Annotated in this window: 25 protein-coding genes; 17 read left to right on the forward strand and 8 right to left on the reverse strand. The window is 34.9% G+C overall.

Annotated elements, in window-relative coordinates:
* Positions 1-232: 232 nt before the first annotated feature.
* Positions 233-2,368 carry a methionine--tRNA ligase gene (gene metG / locus J2X17_RS18410; protein ID WP_310301411.1) on the reverse strand — a complete coding sequence of 712 codons (2,136 nt, stop codon included), beginning with the start codon at positions 2,366-2,368 and terminating at the stop codon, positions 233-235.
* A 436-nt stretch (positions 2,369-2,804) separates the two neighbouring features.
* On the opposite strand from metG, the gene J2X17_RS18415 reads away from it, so the two are divergent.
* Positions 2,805-3,032: a CDGSH iron-sulfur domain-containing protein gene (locus tag J2X17_RS18415; RefSeq protein ID WP_310301414.1), complete on the forward strand. Its 228-nt coding sequence runs from the start codon at positions 2,805-2,807 to the stop codon at positions 3,030-3,032.
* Positions 3,033-3,146: 114 nt separating this feature from the next.
* On the opposite strand, the gene J2X17_RS18420 is transcribed toward J2X17_RS18415, so the two are convergent.
* The 4 genes from J2X17_RS18420 to J2X17_RS18435 form a co-directional block, all read right to left on the reverse strand.
* Positions 3,147-4,049, reverse strand: coding sequence for a PhzF family phenazine biosynthesis protein (locus J2X17_RS18420; protein WP_310301417.1), 903 nt, complete (start codon positions 4,047-4,049; stop codon positions 3,147-3,149).
* Positions 4,050-4,134: 85 nt separating this feature from the next.
* On the reverse strand, positions 4,135-4,692 hold the full coding sequence (locus tag J2X17_RS18425; protein ID WP_310301420.1) for a YdeI/OmpD-associated family protein: 558 nt from the start codon (positions 4,690-4,692) through the stop codon (positions 4,135-4,137).
* A gap of 113 nt (positions 4,693-4,805) precedes the next feature.
* Complete coding sequence (locus J2X17_RS18430) at positions 4,806-5,252, reverse strand: protease complex subunit PrcB family protein (protein ID WP_310301423.1); 447 nt, start codon at positions 5,250-5,252, stop codon at positions 4,806-4,808.
* A gap of 115 nt (positions 5,253-5,367) precedes the next feature.
* Positions 5,368-5,784, reverse strand: a complete 417-nt coding sequence (locus J2X17_RS18435; protein WP_310301426.1) for a lysozyme inhibitor LprI family protein — start codon at positions 5,782-5,784, stop codon at positions 5,368-5,370.
* 302 nt (positions 5,785-6,086) lie between these two features.
* Between J2X17_RS18435 and J2X17_RS18440 the strand changes: the two genes are divergently transcribed.
* The 12 genes from J2X17_RS18440 (at position 6,087) to proC (ending at position 17,650) form a co-directional block, all read left to right on the forward strand.
* Complete coding sequence (locus J2X17_RS18440; protein WP_310301429.1) at positions 6,087-6,248, forward strand: hypothetical protein; 162 nt, start codon at positions 6,087-6,089, stop codon at positions 6,246-6,248.
* A gap of 78 nt (positions 6,249-6,326) precedes the next feature.
* A complete protein-coding gene (locus tag J2X17_RS18445) occupies positions 6,327-6,869 on the forward strand; it encodes a DMP19 family protein (protein WP_310301432.1) in 543 nt (180 codons plus the stop codon).
* 208 nt (positions 6,870-7,077) lie between these two features.
* On the forward strand, positions 7,078-8,622 hold the full coding sequence (locus J2X17_RS18450; protein ID WP_310301435.1) for a patatin-like phospholipase family protein: 1,545 nt from the start codon (positions 7,078-7,080) through the stop codon (positions 8,620-8,622).
* Between the two features lie 122 nt (positions 8,623-8,744).
* Entirely contained in the window at positions 8,745-9,164 is a 420-nt protein-coding gene (locus tag J2X17_RS18455; RefSeq protein WP_310301438.1) for a lipocalin family protein, read from the forward strand.
* A 265-nt stretch (positions 9,165-9,429) separates the two neighbouring features.
* A complete protein-coding gene (gene serS / locus J2X17_RS18460; RefSeq protein ID WP_310301441.1) occupies positions 9,430-10,701 on the forward strand; it encodes a serine--tRNA ligase in 1,272 nt (423 codons plus the stop codon).
* Positions 10,702-10,796: 95 nt separating this feature from the next.
* On the forward strand, positions 10,797-11,630 hold the full coding sequence (gene lgt, locus J2X17_RS18465) for a prolipoprotein diacylglyceryl transferase (protein ID WP_310301444.1): 834 nt from the start codon (positions 10,797-10,799) through the stop codon (positions 11,628-11,630).
* A 55-nt stretch (positions 11,631-11,685) separates the two neighbouring features.
* Positions 11,686-13,467, forward strand: coding sequence for a tetratricopeptide repeat protein (locus J2X17_RS18470; RefSeq protein WP_310301447.1), 1,782 nt, complete (start codon positions 11,686-11,688; stop codon positions 13,465-13,467).
* A gap of 60 nt (positions 13,468-13,527) precedes the next feature.
* Positions 13,528-13,839, forward strand: coding sequence for a DUF4286 family protein (locus J2X17_RS18475; RefSeq protein ID WP_310301450.1), 312 nt, complete (start codon positions 13,528-13,530; stop codon positions 13,837-13,839).
* Between the two features lie 247 nt (positions 13,840-14,086).
* Complete coding sequence (locus tag J2X17_RS18480; protein ID WP_310301453.1) at positions 14,087-14,563, forward strand: nucleotidyl transferase AbiEii/AbiGii toxin family protein; 477 nt, start codon at positions 14,087-14,089, stop codon at positions 14,561-14,563.
* 91 nt (positions 14,564-14,654) lie between these two features.
* Positions 14,655-15,440 carry a 16S rRNA (adenine(1518)-N(6)/adenine(1519)-N(6))-dimethyltransferase RsmA gene (rsmA, locus tag J2X17_RS18485; RefSeq protein WP_310301457.1) on the forward strand — a complete coding sequence of 262 codons (786 nt, stop codon included), beginning with the start codon at positions 14,655-14,657 and terminating at the stop codon, positions 15,438-15,440.
* Complete coding sequence (mgtE, locus tag J2X17_RS18490; protein ID WP_310301460.1) at positions 15,424-16,773, forward strand: magnesium transporter; 1,350 nt, start codon at positions 15,424-15,426, stop codon at positions 16,771-16,773. The genes rsmA and mgtE overlap by 17 nt, the downstream gene beginning before the upstream one ends.
* A 100-nt stretch (positions 16,774-16,873) precedes the next feature.
* A complete protein-coding gene (proC, locus tag J2X17_RS18495; RefSeq protein WP_310301463.1) occupies positions 16,874-17,650 on the forward strand; it encodes a pyrroline-5-carboxylate reductase in 777 nt (258 codons plus the stop codon).
* Between the two features lie 196 nt (positions 17,651-17,846).
* Here the strand turns inward: proC and J2X17_RS18500 are convergent, their stop codons facing one another.
* Together J2X17_RS18500 and nhaA are read right to left on the reverse strand one after the other, a co-directional pair.
* Positions 17,847-18,146, reverse strand: coding sequence for an antibiotic biosynthesis monooxygenase family protein (locus J2X17_RS18500; protein WP_310301466.1), 300 nt, complete (start codon positions 18,144-18,146; stop codon positions 17,847-17,849).
* A 76-nt stretch (positions 18,147-18,222) separates the two neighbouring features.
* Complete coding sequence (nhaA, locus tag J2X17_RS18505; protein WP_310301469.1) at positions 18,223-19,365, reverse strand: Na+/H+ antiporter NhaA; 1,143 nt, start codon at positions 19,363-19,365, stop codon at positions 18,223-18,225.
* 249 nt (positions 19,366-19,614) lie between these two features.
* On the opposite strand from nhaA, the gene J2X17_RS18510 reads away from it, so the two are divergent.
* The 3 genes from J2X17_RS18510 to J2X17_RS18520 all read left to right on the forward strand — a co-directional run bounded on the left by J2X17_RS18510 (position 19,615) and on the right by J2X17_RS18520 (position 21,735).
* A complete protein-coding gene (locus tag J2X17_RS18510; RefSeq protein WP_310301471.1) occupies positions 19,615-20,562 on the forward strand; it encodes a 2-hydroxyacid dehydrogenase in 948 nt (315 codons plus the stop codon).
* 158 nt (positions 20,563-20,720) lie between these two features.
* On the forward strand, positions 20,721-21,368 hold the full coding sequence (locus J2X17_RS18515; protein ID WP_310301474.1) for an RDD family protein: 648 nt from the start codon (positions 20,721-20,723) through the stop codon (positions 21,366-21,368).
* A 91-nt stretch (positions 21,369-21,459) separates the two neighbouring features.
* Positions 21,460-21,735, forward strand: coding sequence for a TM2 domain-containing protein (locus J2X17_RS18520; protein WP_310301477.1), 276 nt, complete (start codon positions 21,460-21,462; stop codon positions 21,733-21,735).
* A gap of 60 nt (positions 21,736-21,795) precedes the next feature.
* Here the strand turns inward: J2X17_RS18520 and J2X17_RS18525 are convergent, their stop codons facing one another.
* A complete protein-coding gene (locus J2X17_RS18525) occupies positions 21,796-23,598 on the reverse strand; it encodes a GNAT family N-acyltransferase (protein WP_310301480.1) in 1,803 nt (600 codons plus the stop codon).
* A gap of 120 nt (positions 23,599-23,718) precedes the next feature.
* Between J2X17_RS18525 and J2X17_RS18530 the strand changes: the two genes are divergently transcribed.
* Entirely contained in the window at positions 23,719-24,480 is a 762-nt protein-coding gene (locus J2X17_RS18530) for an exodeoxyribonuclease III (RefSeq protein WP_310301483.1), read from the forward strand.
* Positions 24,481-24,598: the final 118 nt, after the last annotated feature.

A 24,598-nucleotide genomic window follows, 5' to 3' on the forward strand; every position in this document is an offset into this window, starting at 1 on the left:
GCTTTAGATGTGCAAAAATACCCGAAAGGATAGAATTTCCGTTGTTTCCGCAGGAACATCATGGCGAGGGAATCGCTTTTTTATAATTATAACGATAAGTTTCAGGATTGCTCCTTATAAGTATTTTTGCAGAACAAACTTACAACTATAATTCAAGCAAAAAGAAAAAACATGAGAAAAATCCCATGTTTTAACATCTAACTTTTTATATCTAACTTTTCACAGAAAAAAATTAATTTACCGTTTCACCATTAGGAGCGTCAGCATCCGGATTGATAAAAACCAATTTTCCTTCAGCATTTGTAGTCATCAAAATCATTCCCTGACTTTCTACGCCACGCAAAGCTCTTGGAGCTAAGTTTGCTAATACAGAAACGCGTTTTCCGATAATTTCTTCCGGAGAAAAGCTTTCTGCAATTCCAGAAACGATCGTACGAACGTCAATTCCGGTATCCACTTTAAGAACTAAAAGTTTATTCGCTTTTGGCATTTTTTCTGCTTCAAGGATAGTTCCAACGCGAATATCCATTTTAGCGAAATCCTCAAACTGAATTAAATCTTTTTGTGGTTCCGGTTGTTTGCTTTCAGCAAGATTGGCTGTTTTTGTAGCTTCCAATTTATCTATTTGTTTTTGTATTTCTTCGTCTTCAATTTTTGCGAAAAGCAATTCTGCTTCGCCAATTTTATGTCCTGCCGGAATCAAATCTGAATTTTCAGCAATATCATTCCAATCCAGCGTTTTATCAATAATGATGTCTTTTGCATCACGATTTTTCTCTTTAAGAAACTTGCTAAATCCTTCAAAATGTTCTTTAAGATCACTTAAATTCAGGATTTTAGAAAGTTTTTTAGATGTAAAAGGCAAGAAAGGCTCAGCCAAAACGCTTAATGCAGCAGCAATTTGCAAGGCTACATACATTTGCGTTTTTACACGCTCGGGATTGTCTTTCATCACTTTCCAAGGCTCTTCATCGGCCAAATATTTATTTCCTAAACGAGCCACATTCATCAATTCACCCAAAGCTTCACGGAATCTGTAACGCTCCACTGAACTCGAAATCACAGCTGGATATGCTTTTAATTCGGCTAAAGTTTGTTCATCAACTTCTGAGAATTCGTTTGGTGTCGGAATAACTCCTTCGTAATATTTGTTGGTTAAAACCACCACACGATTAATGAAATTTCCAAAAATCGCAACCAATTCGTTGTTGTTTCTCGCCTGGAAATCTTTCCATGTAAAATCATTATCCTTAGTTTCTGGAGCATTTGAAGTCAATGCATAACGCAAAACATCTTGTTTCTCCGGAAATTCTTCTAAATATTCATGTAACCAAACCGCCCAGTTTTTAGAAGTCGAAAGTTTGTTTCCTTCCAAATTCAAAAACTCATTTGCCGGAACATTGTCTGGTAAAATATAGCTTCCTTCAGCTTTCAGCATTGCCGGGAAAATGATACAGTGAAAAACAATATTGTCTTTCCCAATAAAGTGAACCAGTTTGGTGTCTTGATCTTTCCAATATGGTTCCCAGTCTTTTCCTTCGCGCGCAGCCCATTCTTTTGTAGACGAAATATATCCGATAGGTGCATCAAACCAAACGTATAACTTTTTTCCTTCTGCACCTTCTACCGGCACATCAATTCCCCAGTCAAGGTCACGTGTTACCGCGCGAGGTTCTAATCCACCGTCAACCCACGATTTAACCTGACCGTAAACATTCGGTTTCCAGTCGCTTTTATGTCCAACCAAAATCCATTCTGTTAGGAAATCAGTATATCTGTCCAAAGGTAAAAACCAGTGTTTTGTTTCTTTTAAAATAGGAGTTTCTCCCGTAATCGTCGATTTCGGATTAATCAAATCGGTAGCGTTCAAAGTCGATCCGCAATTTTCGCACTGATCTCCGTAAGCTCCGTCATTGCCACATTTTGGGCATGTTCCAACCACAAAACGATCTGCTAGAAACTGATCTGCTTTTGCATCGTACAATTGCTCTGTTGTTTCTTCAATAAAATCGCCGTTGTCATACAAAGTCCTGAAAAATTCCTGTGCCGTATCGTGATGAATTTTAGCCGAAGTACGAGAATAATTATCAAACGAAATTCCGAAATCAGCAAATGATTTTCTGATAATTCCGTCATATTTATCAATAACTTCTTGTGGTGTAATTCCTTCTTTTTTGGCTTTCATCGAAATTGCAACGCCATGTTCATCGCTTCCGCAAATAAACGCAACGTCTTTTCCTTGCAAACGTAAATATCTCGAATAAATATCTGCAGGCACGTAAACCCCCGCCAAATGCCCAATATGTATAGGTCCGTTGGTGTAAGGTAGGGCTGCCGTAATAGTATATCTCTTTGGATTTTGTATCATAACTCAATTTTATTGAGTGCAAAAATAAGCAATAGAATTGAGAATTTGTTATTTCACGGAGATTCGCAAGCAATTTCACAGAGTTGCACGAAGAATAACACAGAGATTCGCTAAGTTTTTTTATTTGTTTCTCGTAAAAGAATCTCGCAAAGGCGCGAAGGCGCAAAGTTTTGTTTCACGGAGATTCCGCAGATTGAGCAGATTTAATTAGAAAAATCCCTTTAATCCTTTAATCTGTGGCATTAATTTAAAAACTTTGCGCCTTCGCGCCTTTGCGAGATTAATTCGCTTTGCTTTAAAAAACTTAGCGTATCTCTGCGAAAACCTCTGTGCATCTCTGTGGTAAAACTAAATAGAACCAATTTAAACTAGCCCGTCAATTAAAATCTTCGAAATATATTTTGCAACCTTTGCCCTGAAAAAAACAAACACTATTATGAGCAAGACAAAACTTATCATCAATAAAAACGGATCAATTAAAATTGAAGGTGATTTTGAAATCATGGATCCGGAAGGAGCACTTTACGGATTACAAGGAAGAGCGGCACTAGGACTTTGCCGTTGCGGATTATCAAACAACAAACCTTTTTGCGATGGCGGACATAGAAATAACTTCGAACACGATTCAGTTGCGTTTGATTTGCCACCAATGAAAACAAATTAAGAAATTCTATTTTCTAGTTTATTTATAAAAATCTTTTCGCCACGAATTCACGAATTATTTTAATCATTTAATAATCATTCTGAATTCGTGGCTAATTTTTATACAAGGATTTTTTTATAAATAAAGTTCCCCTTTCATTGTGATAATTGAAGAACCGCCAACCAAAATATCTTCTTCACGATTCATCACTTCAATTACCGAAGGCTGATTTAATTTTACACCCTGCAGAATTTTATATTCGGTATCTGATTTTGTGAATTTCTTTTGCGTTAAAAAACCAATTAAAGGACCCGCAGCCGTTCCTGTCGCAGGATCTTCATAAATACCAATTATCGGATTAAAGAATCTCGTTTCGACAATATGTTCCTGATTTTCATCAGAAAGCGCGAAACAATAGAATCCCTCAAATTGATATTCTTTAGAAATTTCAATCAAAAGCTGATTATCAGGAATACAATTATTGAGTATCTGACTGTTTTTTATGGGAACCATTGTGTGTGCCACCTCCGTTTTAACGATTGTCGGAACAAAAGCATTCAGATCTAAATCTTCAATTTTTAAACCCAATGCTACCGCAATTCTGTACGTTGGAATTTCCTGCTTAATCACCGCCGATTTTTGATGCATTTGCACCACCGGATATTGCGTAACGGGATCAAAACTTACTGTCAAAGGTATTGGCGAATTTTTCATGATTACAAAAGGTTCGCTTTCATTTTGCTCTTCAAAAATGGGCATTTTTTTTAGCAAAGCACCACAAACTGCACCCAATAAATTATGTCCTGCGCCGTCGATTTCGATTCCGGTTGGAGTAAAAGAGCGAACAGTCAGAGCTTTTAGTTTTGTGGAATAATACACAAATGAAGTTTCAGAATACCCAAATTCTTTCGAGATATTCTGATAGGTTTCTAATGCTAAATCACCATCTGTAAAAACAACCGACAATGGGTTTCCTTTATAACTTTTATTCGAGAATACATCTAAAACGTAGTATTGTAAGGTAGTTCTGTTCTCCATTGGTATCTTTTTGATGAGGTTTAAGATAAGTGGGATAAAGTTAGTACTTGCCTTTCAAAAAAAATGATAAAGATTTGTTATTTTTTCACAACATTCGTTTCTGTTCAGCACTGACATTTATTGCTTTTTCCAATCTCGAAATTCGGGTTTTTTCTTGTTTGGCAGTCATAATCCAATGAATCATGACTTTTTTGTACGATGGTGACTGCTGATTAAAATAATCCCATGCGATTTTATTGGCTTTGAATTGTTTCTCAAATTCAGGATTTAAAAAAGAAGGTTCTTTTTCGTGCGAATATATTCCGGAACGGTCTTCAGATCTTAAATCGAAGGCTTTTTGTCCGGCTTCTTTCATAAGGCCGGCTTTGGTGAGTACTTCGATTTTTTTGATGTTGATGGCGCTCCAAATACTGGTTTTCTTTCGTGGTGTAAACCGAATGGTATAACTTTCTTCGTCAATCGATTTCCGAACGCCGTCAATCCAGCCAAAACAAAGCGCCTGATCTACTGATTCTGACCACGACATAGATGGTTTTTTGCTCTTCACTTTATAGAAACCAACTAATAATTCGGTTTCAGTTTGGTGATGCTTTTCTAACCATGCTCTGAATTTTTCGGGAGTGGAGAAGAAGGCTGGAGTCATGTGGTTTGTAAATTCTTTTCGTTTTTAATTATATGAGGGATTACAAATCCGCAATCGCTCTTATAATCTATAAAAGTATAATAAATCCTGAAAATAGAATTGAACGTTAATTTTTATTGAAAAACAACCTCTTTGTCGGATTTTGCTATTTTAACAATATGATAAGGCTGGGTTACTACGGCATTTAAACCTCCGGTTTTTAATTGTTCAACCTTAACGACAATATGATCTTTGGTTTGTGTGATTTTAGTAATGTCTATAGAATAACCACCATAATTTCGGACTTCATCAAAAACAGCAATTACCTGATATTTTGTAAAATCTATAATCTCTTCAGGAAAATAATAATTGGTGTAAGCGGTAAGTCTCATGCTGGCCAATAAAGCGTTCCATGCTTTCTGATCTTTGATAACTAGATTTTCTTTTTTAGTGGTATGCATTGAATTATAAAAATCTCCCTGTATAATTAAGGAAGACTCTACAGTTGTTGTATTCGAATCATCATTGTCACAGCTTGCAAACGCAAATAAAATACTGAAAATAAAAATAATCTGTTTCATGTTTTTAGGTTTTAGTTTAGTTAGGTTTTTTTGTAAAATCCTATTTATTAAACAGATGTAGTTTTTTTAAATGGTTGCGTGATCTAATATTAAGTTTTTGTTTTGATAAAGTTTTCTAGTTTTTTAAATACACTTTTTCCAATTCAATAATTCTATCTCTCACAAATAAGGCATTTTCATGAGCACAAATCATTTTGTAATCTTGTGATGAGTTTTCTCCATCGAGTTGTTTTGCTGTATCGGTTTTGACTTTTATAAAATATTGATCTCTTTTTTTAAGCCAAGCGAGTTGCTGATTTTTTAATTTGTCCTGTTCGGGTTTACTTAGTTTGTTTTTTATTTTTTTGTAAGTGACATTAAGCTGTTCGTCCATTTTAGTGTAATATACTTGTGTACAATTCAGCATGTTATTTTGAGTGTCATCGAGACATTTTTGAAGTTCTATGTCTACTTTTTCAATCGTTTTGTTTTTCTGGGAATAGGAATAAAAACTGATTAGAACTAAAAGGGAGAAAGAAAGGATTTTGTTCATAAAGAGTTTGATATTTATTTCACATTATTTCTTAACTAATTTACATTAAGTTTTTAAGCCTAAGATAATCTTTTTTCTTTCAAAAGGATCTCACAAAACTAAATCTCCTTATGAATACGTGAGCGTTAGGGATAGCAGCGGAAAGCCCACAGCCTGACGAAGGAAGTGCGAGGACTTGCAGCGAATAGCCCGACCCGGAGGGTAACGCCCAAAAAATTATTCTCGTTGGTATCATTATTTCTCCGAAATTTGCAAGGTCAATCTTTAAAGAATTTTGTAAACGCACTTAAAGAGTAGAAATCATGGCAAAAGGACCCGAAAAAAATACCAAAAACAAGGCTTTGCATACCAAATTGCTCAACCGGAAGAAAGCTAAACTTCAGGAAGAGAAAAAAGAACGCGCCTTGCGTTTGAAAGCTTTGGTGGCGAAAATGAATGAAAAAAAGAATAGCGACGAAATTTGATGATATATAAATCAGATTGTACTTTTTTTCTGTCTTAATTTAGCTGAAATTTGCAAATCAATCCCTAAATCAAACAAAATGGAGGAATTCGGTAAAATAATAGTTTCGGAAACAGCAATGAATAGTGAAAATCTTCATGATGTGATTCATTCTAATATTTCGGTAATCAATTTAATGCGTGAGGAAGGGGTCGATGACGAATTTATTCATGCCGATGCTTTGATGAGTTACTATCTGGATTATTATTACTCGCAATATGTCGAAGGAAATTTTTCGCAGTTTGTTTATAAATCGGCCTGGAATAAAGAACTGAACGAACTTATCGAAGAAGGTCTGGCTTTGATTGGTGCCGAAAAACATTTGGAATTATTCCAGCAGCAAAGCAAAAAAGTCAAATTGATGAGTAGTGTTAAACTGAATAAGTTTGTGAGCGGAAAATTTGAAGGTGTTAACCCAATTCGCGATGCTCTAAATAATGATACTTTCTTTGAACTCGAAGAAAATTTAGTTACACTGAATGCTAATTTCCTGAAAAGCCATCCTGATTTCGAAGTGCTTTCTGTAGATGATATGTTTACGACTTTGGAGGAATATGTGGGGCATGAGATTAAGCGTGCTTAGTTTTTTAACTTTATAAAGTTTTACCACAGAGAAGCACAAAGGTTTTGCACAGAGATCCACAAAGTTTTTATTTAATCTCGCAAAGGCGCGAAGTCGCAAAGTTTAATTTTCTTTGTGCAGCTCTGTGAACCTTTGGCTTCTCTGTGGTAGAAAACTCTCGTGAACTTTGCGTAACTTTGTGAAATAACTTCGTTTGAATTGATTTAAAATGAGATATGTTTACGGCCCAATAATAGTGCTTCTTTTTTTTCAATCCGGATTTTCTCAAAACAAGATCAGTCTCTATTCAGAAATCAATTATAGTTCGATTCCCGCGGTTTCATTAACCGATTATAAGTCAGTTCAGGAGCGCGACAAGAAGATCCAGAATCCTAATATTGCTTTAGGAATTGCCATTTCGGGCGGAGGCTCAAGAGCGCAGTTTTTTAGTATGGGTGTGCTTTTAGGTCTGGAGGAAATTGAAGAAGCCAATTCGCACCATAATTTTCTCAATGAAGTCGATTATTTTTCTACCGTTTCCGGAGGCTGTTATTCGGCAGCGTATTATTTGACGATTCTGAAAAATAAACTCACTCATGATAATTGTTCGTTTAATGAGTTTTACTTCTCCAAAGCCGATAATTACAAAGATTATGTAGACAAATCTGCGAGTATTTTATCACTTCTCAATAACAGCCGAAACGAAAAAGGCGATAAAATATCGATGACGCAGCGATTAGATTCGGAGATTCTGCAATATGACAGTTCGAATCCTGAAAATCCCAATAAGTTTGGAACCCAAATGCTAATGTCCGATTTTTTTGTTCCGAAGGAAAGTAAAAAAGCTCCGTACCTGCCAATGCTTGTAGCCAATGGAACAGCTTATAACAATGGAGAACGTTTTCCGTTTATGCCGCATATTATAAGAGGACTGAATCTAAATTCGTCTTTGGCACCCAATAAAGCTTCCATTTCATTAGATAAAAACGAGGTAAACGACGGATTCGATTTTCCGGTGACGTACGCGATTACGGCGAGTTCTGCTTTTCCGGGAATACTTCCAAAAGTAAAATTCGGCATTAAAAATCAGGACAAGATATTGTGCCTTATCGACGGCGGAGCATCTGATAATATGGGTTACAAAACTTTAATTGAATTGCTGAATAGCGATTCGAGAGTTGATAATAAAAATAAAAGAGCATTATTTATCGATTGTTTAGGGCCCGGGAAAAAGGAACCTTTTGTAAGCGATGAAAAAATTCGGCTTATTTCCTTGTTCGAAACGGCTTCGCTATATACAGTTCAAACCAGATATATAACTTTTGACCATGATGTTGAAAATTTACTTGAACGATACAAAATACCAGTTTCCAATTATCAGGTAATTGGTTTTACAACTTTAAGAGATTATTTGCTTAAAATGGAAAAAGATGAGGCTTATGAAAAATTATTAAGCGAATTGAAAAGTTCAGATGACACATCTTCAAACTGGTTAGGTTTTTATTCTAATTTTAAAAAAGAACTAACAGATAAATTTGGAGAAGATAGCTTTAAAAAAGATAGTGATGGAAAAGTAATTCTGGCGACCTTAACCAAAGATAAATTCAAGGACTTAAATGCTGCCGAAATTTTGATTTTATACGAATTTGCATCACACGTGGAGACGAAACTAAAAATTACTCCACAAGAAAGAGATATGTTATTGTTGTCCGGACGTTTATCATCTTTTATAAAAACAAACGAACTCAAAGAACTACTTGTGGAACGTAAATAGGCATATTTCTGTGAAATTACTTACTTATTTCTAGAAATTATGTAAATCATCGGGAAATTTATGTAACATATCGGAGATGCTTTGAAATTAATTTAGCAGTATTAATTTTAAAGAAATCAACTATGAAAACTAGAAGCTTATTACTCGCCTTAATCCTAAGCATTGGCTTATTTACTACATCTTGCAGCAATGATGATAACGAAGGGGAAACATTAATACCATTGGAAGGAAAATGGGATCTTAGCAAAACAGGAATTGTTGTTAACGGAACAGAACAATTGAGCGATCCAGTTGAAAATACAAATGGATGTAACAAAGATTATATTGAACTAAAAATAGATAACACTATAAACGTTGGAGATTATAGTTCAGCTGTAAGTGCTTGTGCGCTAACAGTTCAATCTGGAATTTACTCCAGATCACATAATAACATCACTACAGTTGTAAATGGTGTGAGTAAAACTCAGGACATTGTGAATCTTACACTTCACGAATTAAAAGTGAAAGATGCCGCTGGTGTCATTACGGTGTATACGAGATAGTTTTAAACTTTCGAAAAAATATAAACGGAAACGGCTTTGGGGGGCTGTTTCCGTTTTTTTGTTTATACCACAGAGATTCACGAAGAAACTGCACAAAGATTCACAAAGGTTTTTTTAAAACTTTGTGTAACTCTGCGTATGCTTCGCGATTCTTTGTGAAACAGCTATTAAATAACTTTTCCTTTTAAACTTTGTCGTAATCTTAGCAAACATTTCCTTAAATTTGCTTCCTTTATATAAAAATACTAGTTATAAACACAAAGCTATGTTACAAATCGCATTTATTAGAGAGAATCAGGAGAAAGTAATCAAGGCTTTAGCAAAACGAAATATCGATGCTAAAAGCGTTGTGGAAGAAGTGGTGCAATTAGACGAAAACCGTCGCGCAACGCAAGTAGAATTAGACAATACTTTAGCTGAATCTAATAAATTATCCAAAGATATCGGGGAATTGATGAAAGCAGGGGAGAAATCTAAAGCTGCAATCTTAAAAGAAAAAACAGTTTCCTTAAAAGAAAAAAGTAAAGAATTAGGTGAAAAAGCAGAAGCTTTGGCAGCCGAATTAACCAATAAATTATATACATTACCAAATCTTCCGGCTGATATTGTTCCTGAAGGAAAAACTCCGGATGATAATTTGAATGTTTTTCAGGAAGGTGATATTCCGGTTTTGCACGCAGATGCACAGCCTCACTGGGAATTGGTAAAAAAATACGACATCATTGATTTCGAATTGGGTGTTAAAATTACAGGTGCTGGTTTTCCGGTTTACAAAGGAAAAGGTGCCCGTTTGCAACGTGCCTTAATCAATTATTTCTTAGACAAAAATACAGCTGCAGGATACAACGAAGTTCAGGTACCGCATTTGGTAAACGAAGCTTCAGGTTACGGAACAGGACAATTGCCGGACAAAGAAGGGCAAATGTATCATTCAACAATTGATGATTTATATTTGATTCCAACTGCTGAGGTTCCTGTTACGAATTTGTTCCGTGATGTTATTTTAAACGAAAGCGAATTGCCGGTTTTACATACCGCATATACGCCATGTTTTCGTCGTGAAGCAGGTTCTTACGGAGCTCACGTTCGTGGGTTAAATCGTCTGCACCAATTTGATAAAGTGGAGATAGTACGTGTCGAACATCCGGATAATTCATATCAGGCGCTTGACGGAATGGTGGAGCACGTTAAAGATATTTTGAAAGAATTGAAATTGCCTTACCGTGTTTTACGCTTATGCGGAGGAGATATGGGTTTCACATCGGCTTTAACGTATGATTTTGAAGTGTTTTCTACAGCGCAGGATCGTTGGTTAGAAATCAGTTCAGTTTCAAACTTTGAGACTTTCCAGGCAAATCGTCTGAAATTACGTTTCAAAGACAAAGACGGAAAAAACCAATTGGCACATACATTAAACGGAAGTTCATTGGCATTGCCAAGAGTTTTGGCTGGAATTTTAGAAAATTACCAAACGCCGGAAGGAATCGTAATTCCAGAAGTTTTACGCCCATACTGCGGATTTGATATTATAAATTAAGTTTATAGTTCTTAAGACTAAACCTAACAGGTTTTAAAAACCTGTTAGGTTTTCTCGATTTTAACCCGGAACTTTAATAAAAAAATAACCAAGAGATGGACGGAATTTTAAATTGGAATGTGGATCCGGTTATTGTTATGATAACAGATAGTTTTCCTTTGAAATATTACGGAGCGCTTTTCGCTTCCGGACTCTTATTGGGATATTACATTGTCAGAAATATTTATAAAAAAGAGCAGCAGCCCTTAGATAATCTGGATAGTTTACTGGTATACGTGATTGTAGGTACAATTTTGGGAGCTCGATTAGGTCATTGCCTTTTTTATGAACCGGATTATTTTTTTAAACATCCCATAGAAATACTTTTACCAATTCAGAAGATTGGTGGCGTTTATAAATTTGTTGGTTTTCAGGGTTTAGCTAGTCATGGAGGAACAATCGGAGTTTTAATTGCTATAATTCTCTATTGTAAAAAATTCAAAGTCAATTTTTTATGGCTTTTGGACAGAATGGCGATCGGAGTTCCGATTACAGCAGCTTTTATAAGGTTTGGGAATTTTATGAATTCTGAAATCTACGGAAAACCGACAAACGGAAATTGGGGAGTTGTTTTTCAAAGAGACGATTTGATTCCGAGGCATCCAACGCAATTGTACGAAGCATTTTCTTATTTGTTGATTTTCGGAATTTTATTTTTCATGTTTAAATCAGAAAAAATAAAGCAAACTAACGGACTTATATTTGGCTGTTTCCTGACGTTATTGTTTCTCGCCCGATTTATAATCGAATTTTTTAAGGAAAATCAGGAAGCTTTCGAAAATAACATGCCAATTAATATGGGACAGATTTTAAGTATTCCTTTTATTTTAATTGGTTTAACTTTAATAATCTGGAAATCTAAAGCCAAAAAAGAATACGTTAAAATTTGATAATGCATAAAGACAGTTTCTAAAAGAAACTAAACACAACTTAAAAAATCCGAATATGAAAAACCTTTTTATCTATATCGTTTTGTTGTGGTCTTCTTTTATATTCTCTCAAAATGAGCAGCTTGCCCAATATTACTACGACAAAGGCGATTTTGAGAAAGCGAAAATCAGTTATGAAGAGCTTTTAAACAGTTCGCCATCCAATACCCAATATTTTTTACGAACCGTCGATTGTTATCAGCAATTGCAGCAATATGCTTTGGCTGAAAAAATGATTCAGGACCGTTACAGCAAATACAAACAAGGCGTTTTTTTAGTGGAATTGGGGTATAATTTCCAGCTTCAGAAAAATGATGTCAAAGCCAAAAATTATTACGATCAGGCAATCGAAAAAATCAAAACAAGTCCGAATGATGTTTACGGAATCGGAAATTCATTTGAGAAAAAAGTATTGCTGGAATATGCTTTAAAAGCGTATCAAACCGCAATGCAGGTACAGCCGAATTACAATTTTAATTTCCAAATCGGAATGTTGTACGGGCAGTTAGGAAAGACCGATCAAATGATTAATCTTTTATTGACAGAATCTTATCAAAATCCACAAAATGCCAATTTAATTCAGACACAATTGTCCCGTTTTATGAATGGCGAAACGGATAATACCGCTTTTAAAGATGCAATGCGCAAAGCTTTAATCCTGAAAACGCAGAAAGATCAGGATGTGTTTTGGAATCACTATTTGAGCTGGTTTTATGTACAGCAAAAGGAATTCGGGAAGGCTTTTATTCAGGAAAAAGCGATTTACAAACGCGAACCTGAGTCTTTAATGAGTATTGTCAATTTAAGTCAGTTTGCGTTGAATGAGGATGACACTGAAACAGCTGCCGAAATCCTGAATTTTATTCTGCTAAATACCAAAGATTTAGATTTATTGGTGCAGACAAATGCCAATTTAATGGAAATCAAAATTGCGAAAGCTCAGGAAAAAGATTATCCAATTATCAATACTGAGTTACAACAATTGCTTACAACCTATGAAATAACTCCTTTTACCTTATCTTTGCAAATAATTCAGGCGCATTTCCTGGCTTTTAATTTAAAAAAGCCCGAAGAAGCGATAGTAATTGTAAAAAAGGCTTTAGAGCTAAATTTGAACGATTATCAGGAGGCGGATGCTAAAATGGAATTGGCGGATATTCTGCTTTTGCAGGAAAAGTTCAATCAGGCGCTGATTTATTATTCACAGATTCAATTGGATTTAAAGAATGATGTCATAGCGCATGAAGCAAGTTTGAAGGCGGCAAAAACAAGTTATTTTAAAACCGATTTTGAATGGGCTTTAAAACAATTCAAAGAATTGAAATCGGCAAACACGCAATTGATTGCCAATGACGCACTGGAATATTTTTTACTGATAAATGACAATACCGTAGCCGATTCGACACAAACAGCATTAAAGCTATTCGCAAAAGGTGATTTTCTAATTTATCAGAATAAAAAACCAGAGGCGATTGCACAGTTTCAGAACATACTGAAAACCTTTAAAGGACAGGAAATAGAAGCTGTAACAATGTTGCGTTTAGGTCAGATTTACGAAAGTCAAAAAGATTACAATTCGGCTTTAAGCCAATATCAACAGATCATTGACCATCATAGCGACGGAATTTATGTTGATGAAGCTTTGTTTTTTTCTGCGGAAATTTACAACGACGAATTGAAAGATATAGAGAAAGCAAAACCTTTGTATGAGAAGGTAATTTTTAACCATCAGGACAGTATTTACTTTGTTGATGCGAGAAAAAAATACCGCGAGTTGAGAGGAGATAAGAATTTATAGTTTGGTTGAACCGTTTAATCGGTTAAACGTTTAACCGAATAAACGATTAAACAAGAAAAAATGATTATTTACAACGTTACCACAAATATACACGAAAGCGTTCACGACCAATGGTTGAAGTGGATGCAGGAAAAACATATACCGGAAATTTTGGCTACGAACAAGTTTTCTTCGGCAAGAATTGTAAAAGTTTTAATTGAAGAAGAAATGGGCGGAATTACGTATTCTGTTCAATATATTACCGATAATAAAGAAACTTTGGAGCGTTATTACATCGAAGATGAACCAAAATTTCATAGAGAAGCTTTAGAATTGTTCGCAGACAAAATGCTTTCTTTCAGAACCGAGTTAGAGGTTATTTCGGAACATTAAAAATTAGTTTTCAGTCTCTCCCGATAGCTATCGGGACCAGTTTCAACTAAAAAAAATATTATGGAAATTCGATTTCAAACAAAAGAGGAAAGTAATAAACAACAACAAGAAGATTTTTTGAAGTTGTCTAAAACTGAAAGGTTCTATAGTTTTCTGCGTTTAAGTGAGAGAATAAGTAAATTTCCTGTAAAGAATAAAGTAGATAAAAATAAAGACAATTTTATAATTGTAATCAAAACACAATAACATGTCAAAATTGTGGGACCAGAATATTGATCAGTTTATAGCTTTAGCAAATAAATATAAAGTTAGAATGCTTATGGTTGGCGGTGGAGCCGTTAATTTTCATGGATATCAAAGACATTCTGCTGATGTTGATTTTTGGATTGAAACAACAGATGAAAATTTTAAAAAATTAGTGTTTGTTTTTAACGAAATGGGATATGAAATTGAAGATTTTCCTGAAGATGTAAAACAACAGAAACAAAATATATCAATTAAGTTTTCTCCGGTTGATTTAGATTTGGAATTGATTACTAAATTTTCTGTGAATAAAACTTTTGAAGAAGCTTATAAGGATAGTGAAGAAACAACAGTTAATGGTAAAACATTTTTAAAATGGAATGTCCTGTCTTTAGAAGATCTTATTACAAGTAAAATTAAGGCAAATAGAACCAAAGATTTGTTAGATATTCAGCAGTTGCGTGAAATAAATAAAAAATAGATTGCTTGATTATTCGATTTTTGGATTATTCGATATTTCGGAAAATCTAACGATCTAAGAAGTCTAAAAATCTAAGAATCTAAAAAAGAAAATGGAAAAAGTAAAAGCTAAAAAACATTTAGGACAACACTTCTTAAAAGACGAAAGTATCGCCAAAGCAATTGCAGATACTTTAAGCTTAAAAGGATACGATGAGGTTTTAGAAATAGGACCAGGGATGGGTGTGTTGACTAAATATTTGCTTGACAAACCAATTAATACGCACGTAATCGAGATTGATACGGAATCTGTGACGTATTTGGGTGAAAATTATCCGAAATTAAAAGATCAGATTATCTCACAGGATTTTCTGAAATACAATATTAATGAGGTTTACAAAGACAAACAATTCGCTATAATCGGGAATTTTCCTTATAATATTTCGACTCAGATCGTTTTCAGAACATTAGAGTTCAGAGACCAGATTCCTGAGTTTTCCGGAATGTTCCAAAAAGAAGTTGCTGAACGTATTTGCGAGAAAAAAGGCTCAAAGGCTTACGGAATCTTATCTGTATTGGCCCAGGCTTTCTATATTACTGAGTACTTGTTTACTGTTGACGAAAATGTTTTTATTCCTCCGCCCAAGGTCAAGTCGGGTGTGATGAAAATGACCCGAAAAGAAGACTACAGTCTTCCATGCGGAGAAAAGTTGTTCTTTACGGTAGTGAAAACTGCTTTTCAGCAAAGACGAAAAACATTACGTAACAGTTTGAAAACATTAAATTTAACTGATGAATTGCGATTAGACACTATCTTTGATAAACGTCCTGAGCAACTTAGTGTAGAAGAATTTATTGAACTGACTCAAAAAATAGAAGCCGATGGAGTTCAAAGTTAGCAAAGAATTAATACTACAATTAGAAGAGCATATTGTTCAAAAAAACGACAAGGAACTTGAAGTTTTATTAAACGATCTGCACCACGCCGATATTGCGGAAATCCTCGATGAAATGGATTTCGACGAAGCAACTTATATTTTCAGGGTTTTAGATAGTGATAAAACAGCAGAGATTCTTCTGGAATTAGAAGATGACTTGCGTGAAAACATCTTAAGCCGACTTTCGCCTAAAGAAATTGCAGAAGAGCTTGATGAGCTTGAAACCAATGACGCGGCAGATATTATCGGTGAACTTTCGCAGGAAATAAAAGCCGAAGTAATCTCTGAAATGCTTGACGTTGAACACGCCAAAGACATTGTCGATTTGTTGCGTTACGATGAAAACTCTGCCGGTGGTTTGATGGGAAAAGAGTTGGTAAAAGTCAATGAAAACTGGAATGTACTGACTTGTGTGAAAGAAATGCGTATTCAGGCCGAAAACGTGTCCAGAGTACATTCAATTTATGTAGTTGATGATGAAAACCGACTGAAAGGAAGATTATCATTGAAAGATTTATTGACGACTTCAACTAAAACGCAGATAGGTGATATTTATATCCGAAAATTAAATTTTGTAAACGTCGATACCGAAGATGTTGAGGTAGCGCGTATCATGCAAAAGTATGATTTAGAGGCAATTCCTGTGGTTGATGAACTTGGTCGTCTGGTGGGGAGAATTACCATTGATGATATCGTTGACGTAATCAAGGACGAAGCTGATAAAGATTATCAAATGGCTGCGGGTATTACCCAGGACGTTGAAACGAATGATAGTGTTCTCGAATTGACTAAGGCGCGTTTGCCTTGGCTTTTAATCGGGATGGTAATTGAAATCGTAGCTTCATTTGTTTTGAAAGGAAATGAAGGTCTTTTTCAAAAATATTCAACTTTGTTTATTTTCGTGCCCTTATTATCAGCAACTGCTGGAAATATTGGGGTTCAGGCATCAGCAATTGTAGTGCAAGGTTTGGCAAACGGTACTTTAAAAGAGTTTAGTCGTGGTTATTTCACAAAAGAAATTACCGTTTCCATGATTTCGGGAAGTATTATATCGTTGCTTTTGTTAGGGTTTCACTCGATTATGTATCAGCAATATTTGGTGGGAATTGCCATTTCGATTTCTATGATTGTAGTGATTTTATTTGCTGCAACTCTTGGAACTTTAGTACCGCTATTTCTTCATAAAAATAAAATTGATCCCGCGATTGCAACAGGTCCGTTTATCACTACAACCAATGACGTTTTTGGAATCATGCTCTATTTTGGAGTAGCAAGAATCATTTTAGGATTTTAAATTTTTGCCACAAATTAATAGATTACAGTGATTTAAGATCCTCAAAATCTATGTAATTTGCGGATTGAAAATATGCTATTAACCAGACAATACATAAGCAATGAAAGTACATATAATTGGAGGTGGGAATCTTGGGGTTTCTATTGCCTTGGGAATTGCCAAGTTCTCGAAAAATAATACGGTTACAGTAACGAGAAGAAACACAGCGAGTATTCAATATTTAGCTGAATACGGAATAACAGTTTCTAACGATAATAAACACAATATTCAGGAAGCTGATGTGGTGATTTTAACCATAAAACCATATCAGGTAGATACTGTTTTTGCTGAAATCTTACCGGTAATAAAAGGGAAAACTATAGCTTCGGCAGTTAGTGGTTTGTCTTTGGACATGCTTCAGTCAAAAACATATAACGAATTTCCGGTAGTTAGAATTATGCCGAATATTGCAGCGCAGTTTGGAGAATCGGCAACTTGTATTTCTTTTCCTGAAACAGATCGTGAAGAAGCGATGCCAATTGTAGATTTGTTCCAAGATTTGGGAACGGCTCCGATTATCGATGAAAAATTAATGGATGCAGCAACAGTTCTTGGAGCGTGCGGAACAGCTTATGCCTTAAGATATATACGTGCCTCAATGCAAGCCGGAATCGAAATTGGTTTTGATTCACAGACAGCTTTAGCAATTGCAGCACAAACTGTAAAAGGAGCTGCAAAAATGTTATTAGAGGAGAAGGTACATCCGGAACAATTAATCGACCGTGTAACGACACCTCAGGGTTGTACAATCGTTGGTTTGAACGAAATGGAACACAATGGCTTCAGTTCTTCTTTGATTAAAGGAATAAAAACTTCTTTGAAACAGATTAAAGGTTAGGTTTTAAAAGAAATTGTAATATAAAAAATCCAAATTCCAGTTTTGTTGGGGTTTGGAATTTTTGTTTTTAATCTGGTTTTGTCATTTCGATCCCGAGGCTTCGGGAGAGAAATCACACTAGAAATTCCGTAATGAAAATATTGCAGAAAGTTGGAATTTGGAATTTATCCCGACGCTTTGGGATTGGAATTTTATTTTATGCAAACACTTCAAAATGCTCCACTTTCTCTTCAAATTCTAAAAGGAAGTCATCATCTTCAGGATAATATTTGGCTTTCTCAAAATCATCACCGGCAAAATTTTTAATGACTTCGAGATTCTCCCAATAAGTTATAAGAGTAAAATGCCCTTCGTTGTTTTTGATGTTTCTTAAAAAAGATAATTTGATAAAACCAGTTGTTTTTGAGTAATCAGGAATGGCGGTTTTTATAATGAAATCGGTGTAGGTTTCATAATCTTCAATTTTTGTTTTTCCGTGCCAGATTCGTGCAATCATAATAAGTAAGTTTTAAAGGTAGTTATGATGTTGTTATGGAATTTGGAAACGAGCGTTAGCGATCAGGCGAAGCAAATTATTTTTTGGTTTTTTTTAAAATATACTTCAAATAAACAAACCCAAAGATTCCGGAAAGTACTGAAGCAATCAAAATGGCAATCTTTGAAAAAACAATCGTTTCAGGATCTTTAAAAGCCAAAATGGTAATGAAAATTGACATTGTAAAGCCAATTCCGCCTAACATTCCGGCGCCCATCACATGGGGCCATTTTAAACTTTTTGGCAGAGAACAAAGACCTGCACTTACACCAATAAACGAGAAAAGTAAAATTCCTAAAGGTTTCCCGATCACTAATCCCAAAATAATTCCGAAAGTATTGGGGTGATTCAAGCCTTCATGCCAATCAGAACCTATGGCTATGCAGGTATTTGCAATGGCAAACAATGGCAAAATCAGGAATGCCACTGGTTTGTGTAATAAATGTTGGAGTTTGTATGAAGTTGATTCTTCTCCGCCAGCTCCAAACGGAATTACAAAAGCTAGAATTACTCCTGTAATAGTTGCATGAACACCGGAATTCAGCATAAAATACCACATGATTACACCGCCAATTAAATACGGAATCAGGTTTTGGATTTTCATTCGGTTCAAGATAAAAAGGATTAACCAAATTCCTAACGCGATACCAAGGTTTATAAATGAAATGGAGGCAGTATAAAATACGGCAATAACTATGATGGCGCCTAAATCGTCAATAACGGCCAGTGCAGTCAGAAATATTTTTAATGAAGTTGGGACTTTGTTTCCTAAAAGGGATAAAATTCCAATTGCAAATGCAATGTCTGTCGCCATCGGTATTCCGGCTCCGTTTTGAGTGGCAGTTCCAAAGTTTAAGGCTAAAAATATTCCGGCAGGAACCAGCATTCCGCCAAAAGCAGCCAAGATGGGTAACGAGGCATTTTTTATATTGGATAATTCTCCATGATAAATTTCGCGTTCAAGTTCTAAACCAATTAATAGAAAGAAAATAGTCATCAATCCATCATTGATCCAATGTGTAATCGAATGTCCGCCTAAATCTGATTCCCAAAATGCAATATAATTTGTCTGAAATGAAGAGTTCGCCAGAAAAATAGAAAGAATCGTAACAAAAAGTAATAAGAGTCCTCCTGATTTTTCGTTGTCAAAAAAGTCATTAAAAGTTTTAGTTAAGATCATTTGAGAGAATTTGTGCTGATTTGAAGGTGAACCGAGTAGAATTTTCAGCGGAGTTGTTTTCAAAGTTAAAAAAAATATAGGCAATAAAAAATTCTACCCAAGTTAAGATTTGTACGTTTGGTTTTAATCTCGCAAAGTCGCGAAGTCGCCCAAGTTAAGTTTTTCTTAAGTCATTTTTCTTTGCGTCTCTGCGACTTTGCGAGATTAAAAAAGAAATAAGCTGTATTTTTGTCTTATAAATTTAATACAATGAGCGTAAAAATTCTACATATCGATAGCAATAATCCAATTTTATGGCAACAATTAGAAGATGCCGGTTTTGAAAATCACGCCGATTTTAAATCTTCAAAAGAAGAAATAGAAGCTAAAATCCATGATTATAATGGAATCGTAATTCGAAGCCGTTTTAAAATCGATAAAACCTTTTTGGATAAATCATCCAATTTACAGTTTATTGCCAGAGTTGGCGCGGGTTTAGAAAGTATTGATTGTGACTATGCCGAGGCTAAAGGAATACATTTAATTGCTGCTCCGGAAGGTAATCGCAACGCTGTTGCAGAACACTCTCTGGGTATGATTTTGTCACTTTTTAACAATTTAAATCAGTCGGATGCTGAAATAAAAGGAGGACAATGGAACAGGGAAAGTAATCGCGGCCACGAACTCGATGGGAAAACGGTTGGGATTATCGGTTATGGAAATATGGGAAAAGCTTTTGCAAAAAAACTTCGCGGTTTTGATGTAGAAGTTTTGTTTTATGATATTCTGGATAATGTAGGTGACGAAAATGCAAAACAAGTTTCTTTGGCCGAATTGCAAAAAAGAGCTGATGTGCTGAGCTTACATCTTCCTTGGACACCGGAAACAGATAAAATGGTAAATGCTGATTTTATAAACGCATTTGCGAAGCCATTTTGGGTAATAAACACTTCACGTGGAAAAAATATTGTTACCGCAGATTTGGTTGAAGCAATGAAGTCTAAAAAGGTTTTAGGGGCTGGTTTAGATGTTTTAGAGTATGAGAAATTATCTTTCGAAACACTTTTTCAGGATAAAAATACGCCCGAGGCTTTTCAATATCTGCTTGAAGCAAAAAATGTGCTGCTAACGCCACACATCGCAGGATGGACTTTTGAAAGTCATGAACGTTTAGCTCAGGTTATTGTAGATAAAATTAAAGCGGTTTACGGTAGATAGCGAACTTTATAACGAGGGTTTTCTTTACAATTAAAATTTAATTAGTTTATAAAGTTAATTTTTAATAATATTGTTTCAGATTTTAGTTAAATTATTAAACGTTTTCACTAAAATTTCCCAAAAACAATTAAAACTTAACCCATTAATTAAAGAATAGCATGATTATATTTGGAAGTAAAACAGTTGGAAGTACAGTAAAATCCGGAAAATTTGATTGCCCGAATTGTAGAAGGCAGGAAAGTTACAAACTAAAAAATTACAAACAATATTTTCATATATTCTTTATTCCGTTGCTTAAAATGAGAGATTTAGGAGATGAATTAAGCTGTTTTTTCTGTAATACCTCTTATTTGCCGGGAGCGGTTTTGGCACAAAACGAATACGATACGAGAAATAAACTAGGAAATCTTTCTCACGAAGAAAATACAAGATTAGGTCTTGAACCTTGTGATTTCGGAAAAAGAATGGGCGCGTATGCCATTGATTTTGCGATTATCTATGCAATATTATTATCGTTGATTTATGCAGTTCCTGGAGGAACAGGGTTTTTAATTCTAATTGGATTCGCATATTTTATGACTTGTGATTTTTTATTGAAGGGTTCGTCTATAGGGAAAATGGCACTATCAATAAAAACAGTTGACTTTGAAGAAGGACCATCAATTTTGGCTTACAATGTAATTTTAAGAAATCTTATAAAAGGAATTTGCTCTTTTTTCCCACTTATATTTTTGACTTCATTAATGAATCAGGATAAAAGAACGCTTCATGATTTAGCAGCAAGAACAATGGTTGTAGATAAATAGTTTTCAGGCTTTCTTCTTGTGTGGGCTTTTTTGAAGAGTAGGTTTCAGCTGCATTTGTACAATATTATTATTAACTTAAAAGTAAATAAAAATGGAGAATACAAAAACTGAACATTGGAATCGTCCTCCACAATCTGAAATAGAAAACAAAAAGATTGTTGCCGGAATTTTTGCAATTTTATTAGGCTACTTGGGAATTCATAAATTTTATTTAGGATATACCAAAGAAGGTGTTATTCAAATTATCTTGACTTTTTTCTGCGGAATAGGCGCTATAATAGGTATTGTTGAGGGTATTCTATACCTGCTAAAATCAGACGAAGAATTTTATCAGACTTATCAGGTTGGTAAAAAAGGCTGGTTCTAAAACATAAAAAAATCCCATTCGCTTCGGCGGATGGGATTTTGTTTTTTATTTCAATCGTAATTAATCTTCTTTCTCAGATAATTTGCGTTCTAATTCTATTTGAAATTCTTCAATAACGGGTTTCATAGTGCTTTCCGGAATATCTGCAATTCTAATGTACATTAAGCCATCAATCGCGTTATTAAACAAAGGATCAACGTTAAAAGCTACAACACGAGCATTTTGTTTGATGTATTTCTTAATCAATACAGGCAAACGTAGATTTCCTGGTTCTAATTCGTCAATGATTTTATCAAATTTATTTAAGTCTGATTCAGCTTCATCAAAAATAAAATCCTTGTCAGCATCTTTCAGTTTTACTTTATAAGCTTTTTTCGGGTGAATATATTGTGCAATATATGGATCGTAATAATTTGATTTCATGAACTCAATCATCAATGATTTAGAGAAATCAGAGAATTGATTGCTGATACTTACGCCGCCTAATAAATATTTATGTTCAGGATAACGCAATGTTGTATGAATAATTCCTTTCCATAACAAGAACAAAGGCATTGGTTTTTGCTGATACTCTTTTACGATAAAGGCACGACCCATTTCAATCGATTTATGCATCATATCGTGTAATTCTGGCTCGAATCTAAAAAGATCATTCAGGTAAAAGCCTTCAATTCCGTATTTTGGATAAATTTCAGAACCTAATCCCATACGATAAGCACCTGCAATTTTCTTGGTTTCATCATCCCACAAAAACATATGGTGATAATATTGGTCAAATTTATCTAAGTCGATAGATTCATTTGTCCCTTCGCCAACTTCGCGAAAAGTAATTTCGCGTAGACGACCAATTTCATGCAAAATATTCGGAACGGATTTCGCTGTAGCAAAAAATACTTCGTAGTTTTTACTTTGCAACAAACGGCAATCACTGTTTCTTAAAGCATCAACTTCAGCAATCATTTTAGATTCGCTTGCCGGCGTTACAATTTTCTTTGGTGCTTTTGGTATTTTTAAACTTGCTGTATCAATTAGTTTGCTGTCCTTTTCAAAAGGATTTGCAAGCATATACGTTTTCTTTCTTAAGAATTCTGAATATTCTTCAAAAGACTGGAGTTCGTTTTGCTCGTTTACAGAAATCGGTTTACCAATACGAACTTTAATAACACGGTCTTTTTGTGTCAATAACTCCGATGGTAATTTTGCAGTACGTAAAGTATCATCGATTTTAGAAAGCCAATAAAATAATTTACTGTTTTTAGCGTGAAAATAGATTGGTACAACCGGAACTTTTGCTTTTCGGATTAACTTCAAAGCACCTTCTTCCCAAGGTTTATCAACTACTAATTTCCCATCTTTATATGTCGAAACTTCCCCGGCAGGGAAAATCCCCAAAGGTTTTCCATCACTTAAATGGCGTAAAGTTTCTTTGATTCCCACCACGCTCGATTTGGCATCCTTATGATTTTCAAAAGGATTAACCGGCATGATGTATTTTTTAAGCGGAACAATTCGGTGTAATAAAAAGTTGGCGATGATTTTGAAATTAGGTTCTCTTTCCAACATCAATTTCAAAAGCAAAACACCATCAATTCCTCCAAGCGGATGATTTGATATGGTAATATAAGCGCCGTCTTTAGGTAAACGTTTTAAATCTTCTTCAGGAATTTCAAATTTGATTTCCATCTCATCCAAAATCCCGTTTAAAAACGCAACATCCTCTAAATGTTTATTATGATCGTAAATTTTATTAAGGGTAGAGATCTTAAGAACCTTCATAAGAATCCAGCCTGAAAAAGTACCGAAAACTCCGTACTTATCAACATTTATTGCCTTTGCAACTTCTTTCGCGGTAACTAAACCCATGTACTATTTTTAATTTATTAGAGCAGCGAACAAAGATAACAAAAAACTCTACTTTTCGTTGATTCAAACGCAAACTTTCCACTTTTTTATTACATTTGGATTCCTAAAAAAAATACACTGATGAAAATTATTTCTTATAATGTTAACGGAATTCGTGCAGCAATAACCAAAGGTTTTATCGAATGGCTGCAACAAGCAAATCCAGATGTAATTTGCCTTCAGGAAATAAAAGCGACTCAGGAACAAATTCCGGTCGACGTTATTACGGCCGCAGGTTATCCGTATCAATATTATTATCCCGCAACAAAAAAAGGGTATAGCGGTGTTGCTATCCTTTCTAAAATAAAACCAAACAATGTCGTTTTCGGAACCGGAATTCATCACATGGATTTTGAAGGTCGTAATCTTCGTGCCGATTTTGACGATTGTTCCGTAATGAGTTTATACCTTCCGTCAGGAACAAATATTGAGAGATTAGACCATAAATTTATGTTTATGGATGACTTTCAAAACTACATCAACGAATTGAAAGTAACCATTCCAAACCTGATTATTTGCGGCGATTACAACATTTGCCACGAAGCTATTGATATTCATGATCCGGTTCGTAATAAAACGGTTTCTGGATTTTTACCTCAGGAACGTGCCTGGCTTGACGGTTTTATGAAGTCCGGGTTTATCGACAGTTTCCGTCATTTCAACAAAGATCCGCATCATTATTCATGGTGGAGCTACCGTGCCGGAGCCCGAGGAAATAACAAAGGCTGGCGTATCGATTATAATCTGGTAAGCGACTCTATGGAACACAGATTAAAACGCGCCGTGATTCTTCCGGATGCCATACACTCAGATCATTGTCCGGTTTTAGTCGAAATTGAGTAAAACTGGTATTGTTCTTGTTGAAGGAAGAATGATTTAAAATTTAATTCAAATGAAGCATGTTGGAATTTGGAATTTAAATTTTGGAATTTACAAGAGAATTATTAATACCCTCCAAAAA

Source organism: Flavobacterium aquidurense (assembly GCF_031458035.1).
GTDB lineage: Bacteria > Bacteroidota > Bacteroidia > Flavobacteriales > Flavobacteriaceae > Flavobacterium > Flavobacterium aquidurense_C.

Excerpts from the sequence above, each read along its gene's own strand:
- metG (WP_310301411.1), bottom strand. The coding sequence starts at position 2,368 with ATGATACAAAATCCAAAGAGATATACTATTACGGCAGCCCTACCTTAC.
- J2X17_RS18415 (WP_310301414.1), top strand. The coding sequence starts at position 2,805 with ATGAGCAAGACAAAACTTATCATCAATAAAAACGGATCAATTAAAATT.
- J2X17_RS18420 (WP_310301417.1), bottom strand. The coding sequence starts at position 4,049 with ATGGAGAACAGAACTACCTTACAATACTACGTTTTAGATGTATTCTCG.
- J2X17_RS18425 (WP_310301420.1), bottom strand. The coding sequence starts at position 4,692 with ATGACTCCAGCCTTCTTCTCCACTCCCGAAAAATTCAGAGCATGGTTA.
- J2X17_RS18430 (WP_310301423.1), bottom strand. The coding sequence starts at position 5,252 with ATGAAACAGATTATTTTTATTTTCAGTATTTTATTTGCGTTTGCAAGC.
- J2X17_RS18435 (WP_310301426.1), bottom strand. The coding sequence starts at position 5,784 with ATGAACAAAATCCTTTCTTTCTCCCTTTTAGTTCTAATCAGTTTTTAT.
- J2X17_RS18440 (WP_310301429.1), top strand. The coding sequence starts at position 6,087 with ATGGCAAAAGGACCCGAAAAAAATACCAAAAACAAGGCTTTGCATACC.
- J2X17_RS18445 (WP_310301432.1), top strand. The coding sequence starts at position 6,327 with ATGGAGGAATTCGGTAAAATAATAGTTTCGGAAACAGCAATGAATAGT.
- J2X17_RS18450 (WP_310301435.1), top strand. The coding sequence starts at position 7,078 with ATGAGATATGTTTACGGCCCAATAATAGTGCTTCTTTTTTTTCAATCC.
- J2X17_RS18455 (WP_310301438.1), top strand. The coding sequence starts at position 8,745 with ATGAAAACTAGAAGCTTATTACTCGCCTTAATCCTAAGCATTGGCTTA.
- serS (WP_310301441.1), top strand. The coding sequence starts at position 9,430 with ATGTTACAAATCGCATTTATTAGAGAGAATCAGGAGAAAGTAATCAAG.
- lgt (WP_310301444.1), top strand. The coding sequence starts at position 10,797 with ATGGACGGAATTTTAAATTGGAATGTGGATCCGGTTATTGTTATGATA.
- J2X17_RS18470 (WP_310301447.1), top strand. The coding sequence starts at position 11,686 with ATGAAAAACCTTTTTATCTATATCGTTTTGTTGTGGTCTTCTTTTATA.
- J2X17_RS18475 (WP_310301450.1), top strand. The coding sequence starts at position 13,528 with ATGATTATTTACAACGTTACCACAAATATACACGAAAGCGTTCACGAC.
- J2X17_RS18480 (WP_310301453.1), top strand. The coding sequence starts at position 14,087 with ATGTCAAAATTGTGGGACCAGAATATTGATCAGTTTATAGCTTTAGCA.
- rsmA (WP_310301457.1), top strand. The coding sequence starts at position 14,655 with ATGGAAAAAGTAAAAGCTAAAAAACATTTAGGACAACACTTCTTAAAA.
- mgtE (WP_310301460.1), top strand. The coding sequence starts at position 15,424 with ATGGAGTTCAAAGTTAGCAAAGAATTAATACTACAATTAGAAGAGCAT.
- proC (WP_310301463.1), top strand. The coding sequence starts at position 16,874 with ATGAAAGTACATATAATTGGAGGTGGGAATCTTGGGGTTTCTATTGCC.
- J2X17_RS18500 (WP_310301466.1), bottom strand. The coding sequence starts at position 18,146 with ATGATTGCACGAATCTGGCACGGAAAAACAAAAATTGAAGATTATGAA.
- nhaA (WP_310301469.1), bottom strand. The coding sequence starts at position 19,365 with ATGATCTTAACTAAAACTTTTAATGACTTTTTTGACAACGAAAAATCA.
- J2X17_RS18510 (WP_310301471.1), top strand. The coding sequence starts at position 19,615 with ATGAGCGTAAAAATTCTACATATCGATAGCAATAATCCAATTTTATGG.
- J2X17_RS18515 (WP_310301474.1), top strand. The coding sequence starts at position 20,721 with ATGATTATATTTGGAAGTAAAACAGTTGGAAGTACAGTAAAATCCGGA.
- J2X17_RS18520 (WP_310301477.1), top strand. The coding sequence starts at position 21,460 with ATGGAGAATACAAAAACTGAACATTGGAATCGTCCTCCACAATCTGAA.
- J2X17_RS18525 (WP_310301480.1), bottom strand. The coding sequence starts at position 23,598 with ATGGGTTTAGTTACCGCGAAAGAAGTTGCAAAGGCAATAAATGTTGAT.
- J2X17_RS18530 (WP_310301483.1), top strand. The coding sequence starts at position 23,719 with ATGAAAATTATTTCTTATAATGTTAACGGAATTCGTGCAGCAATAACC.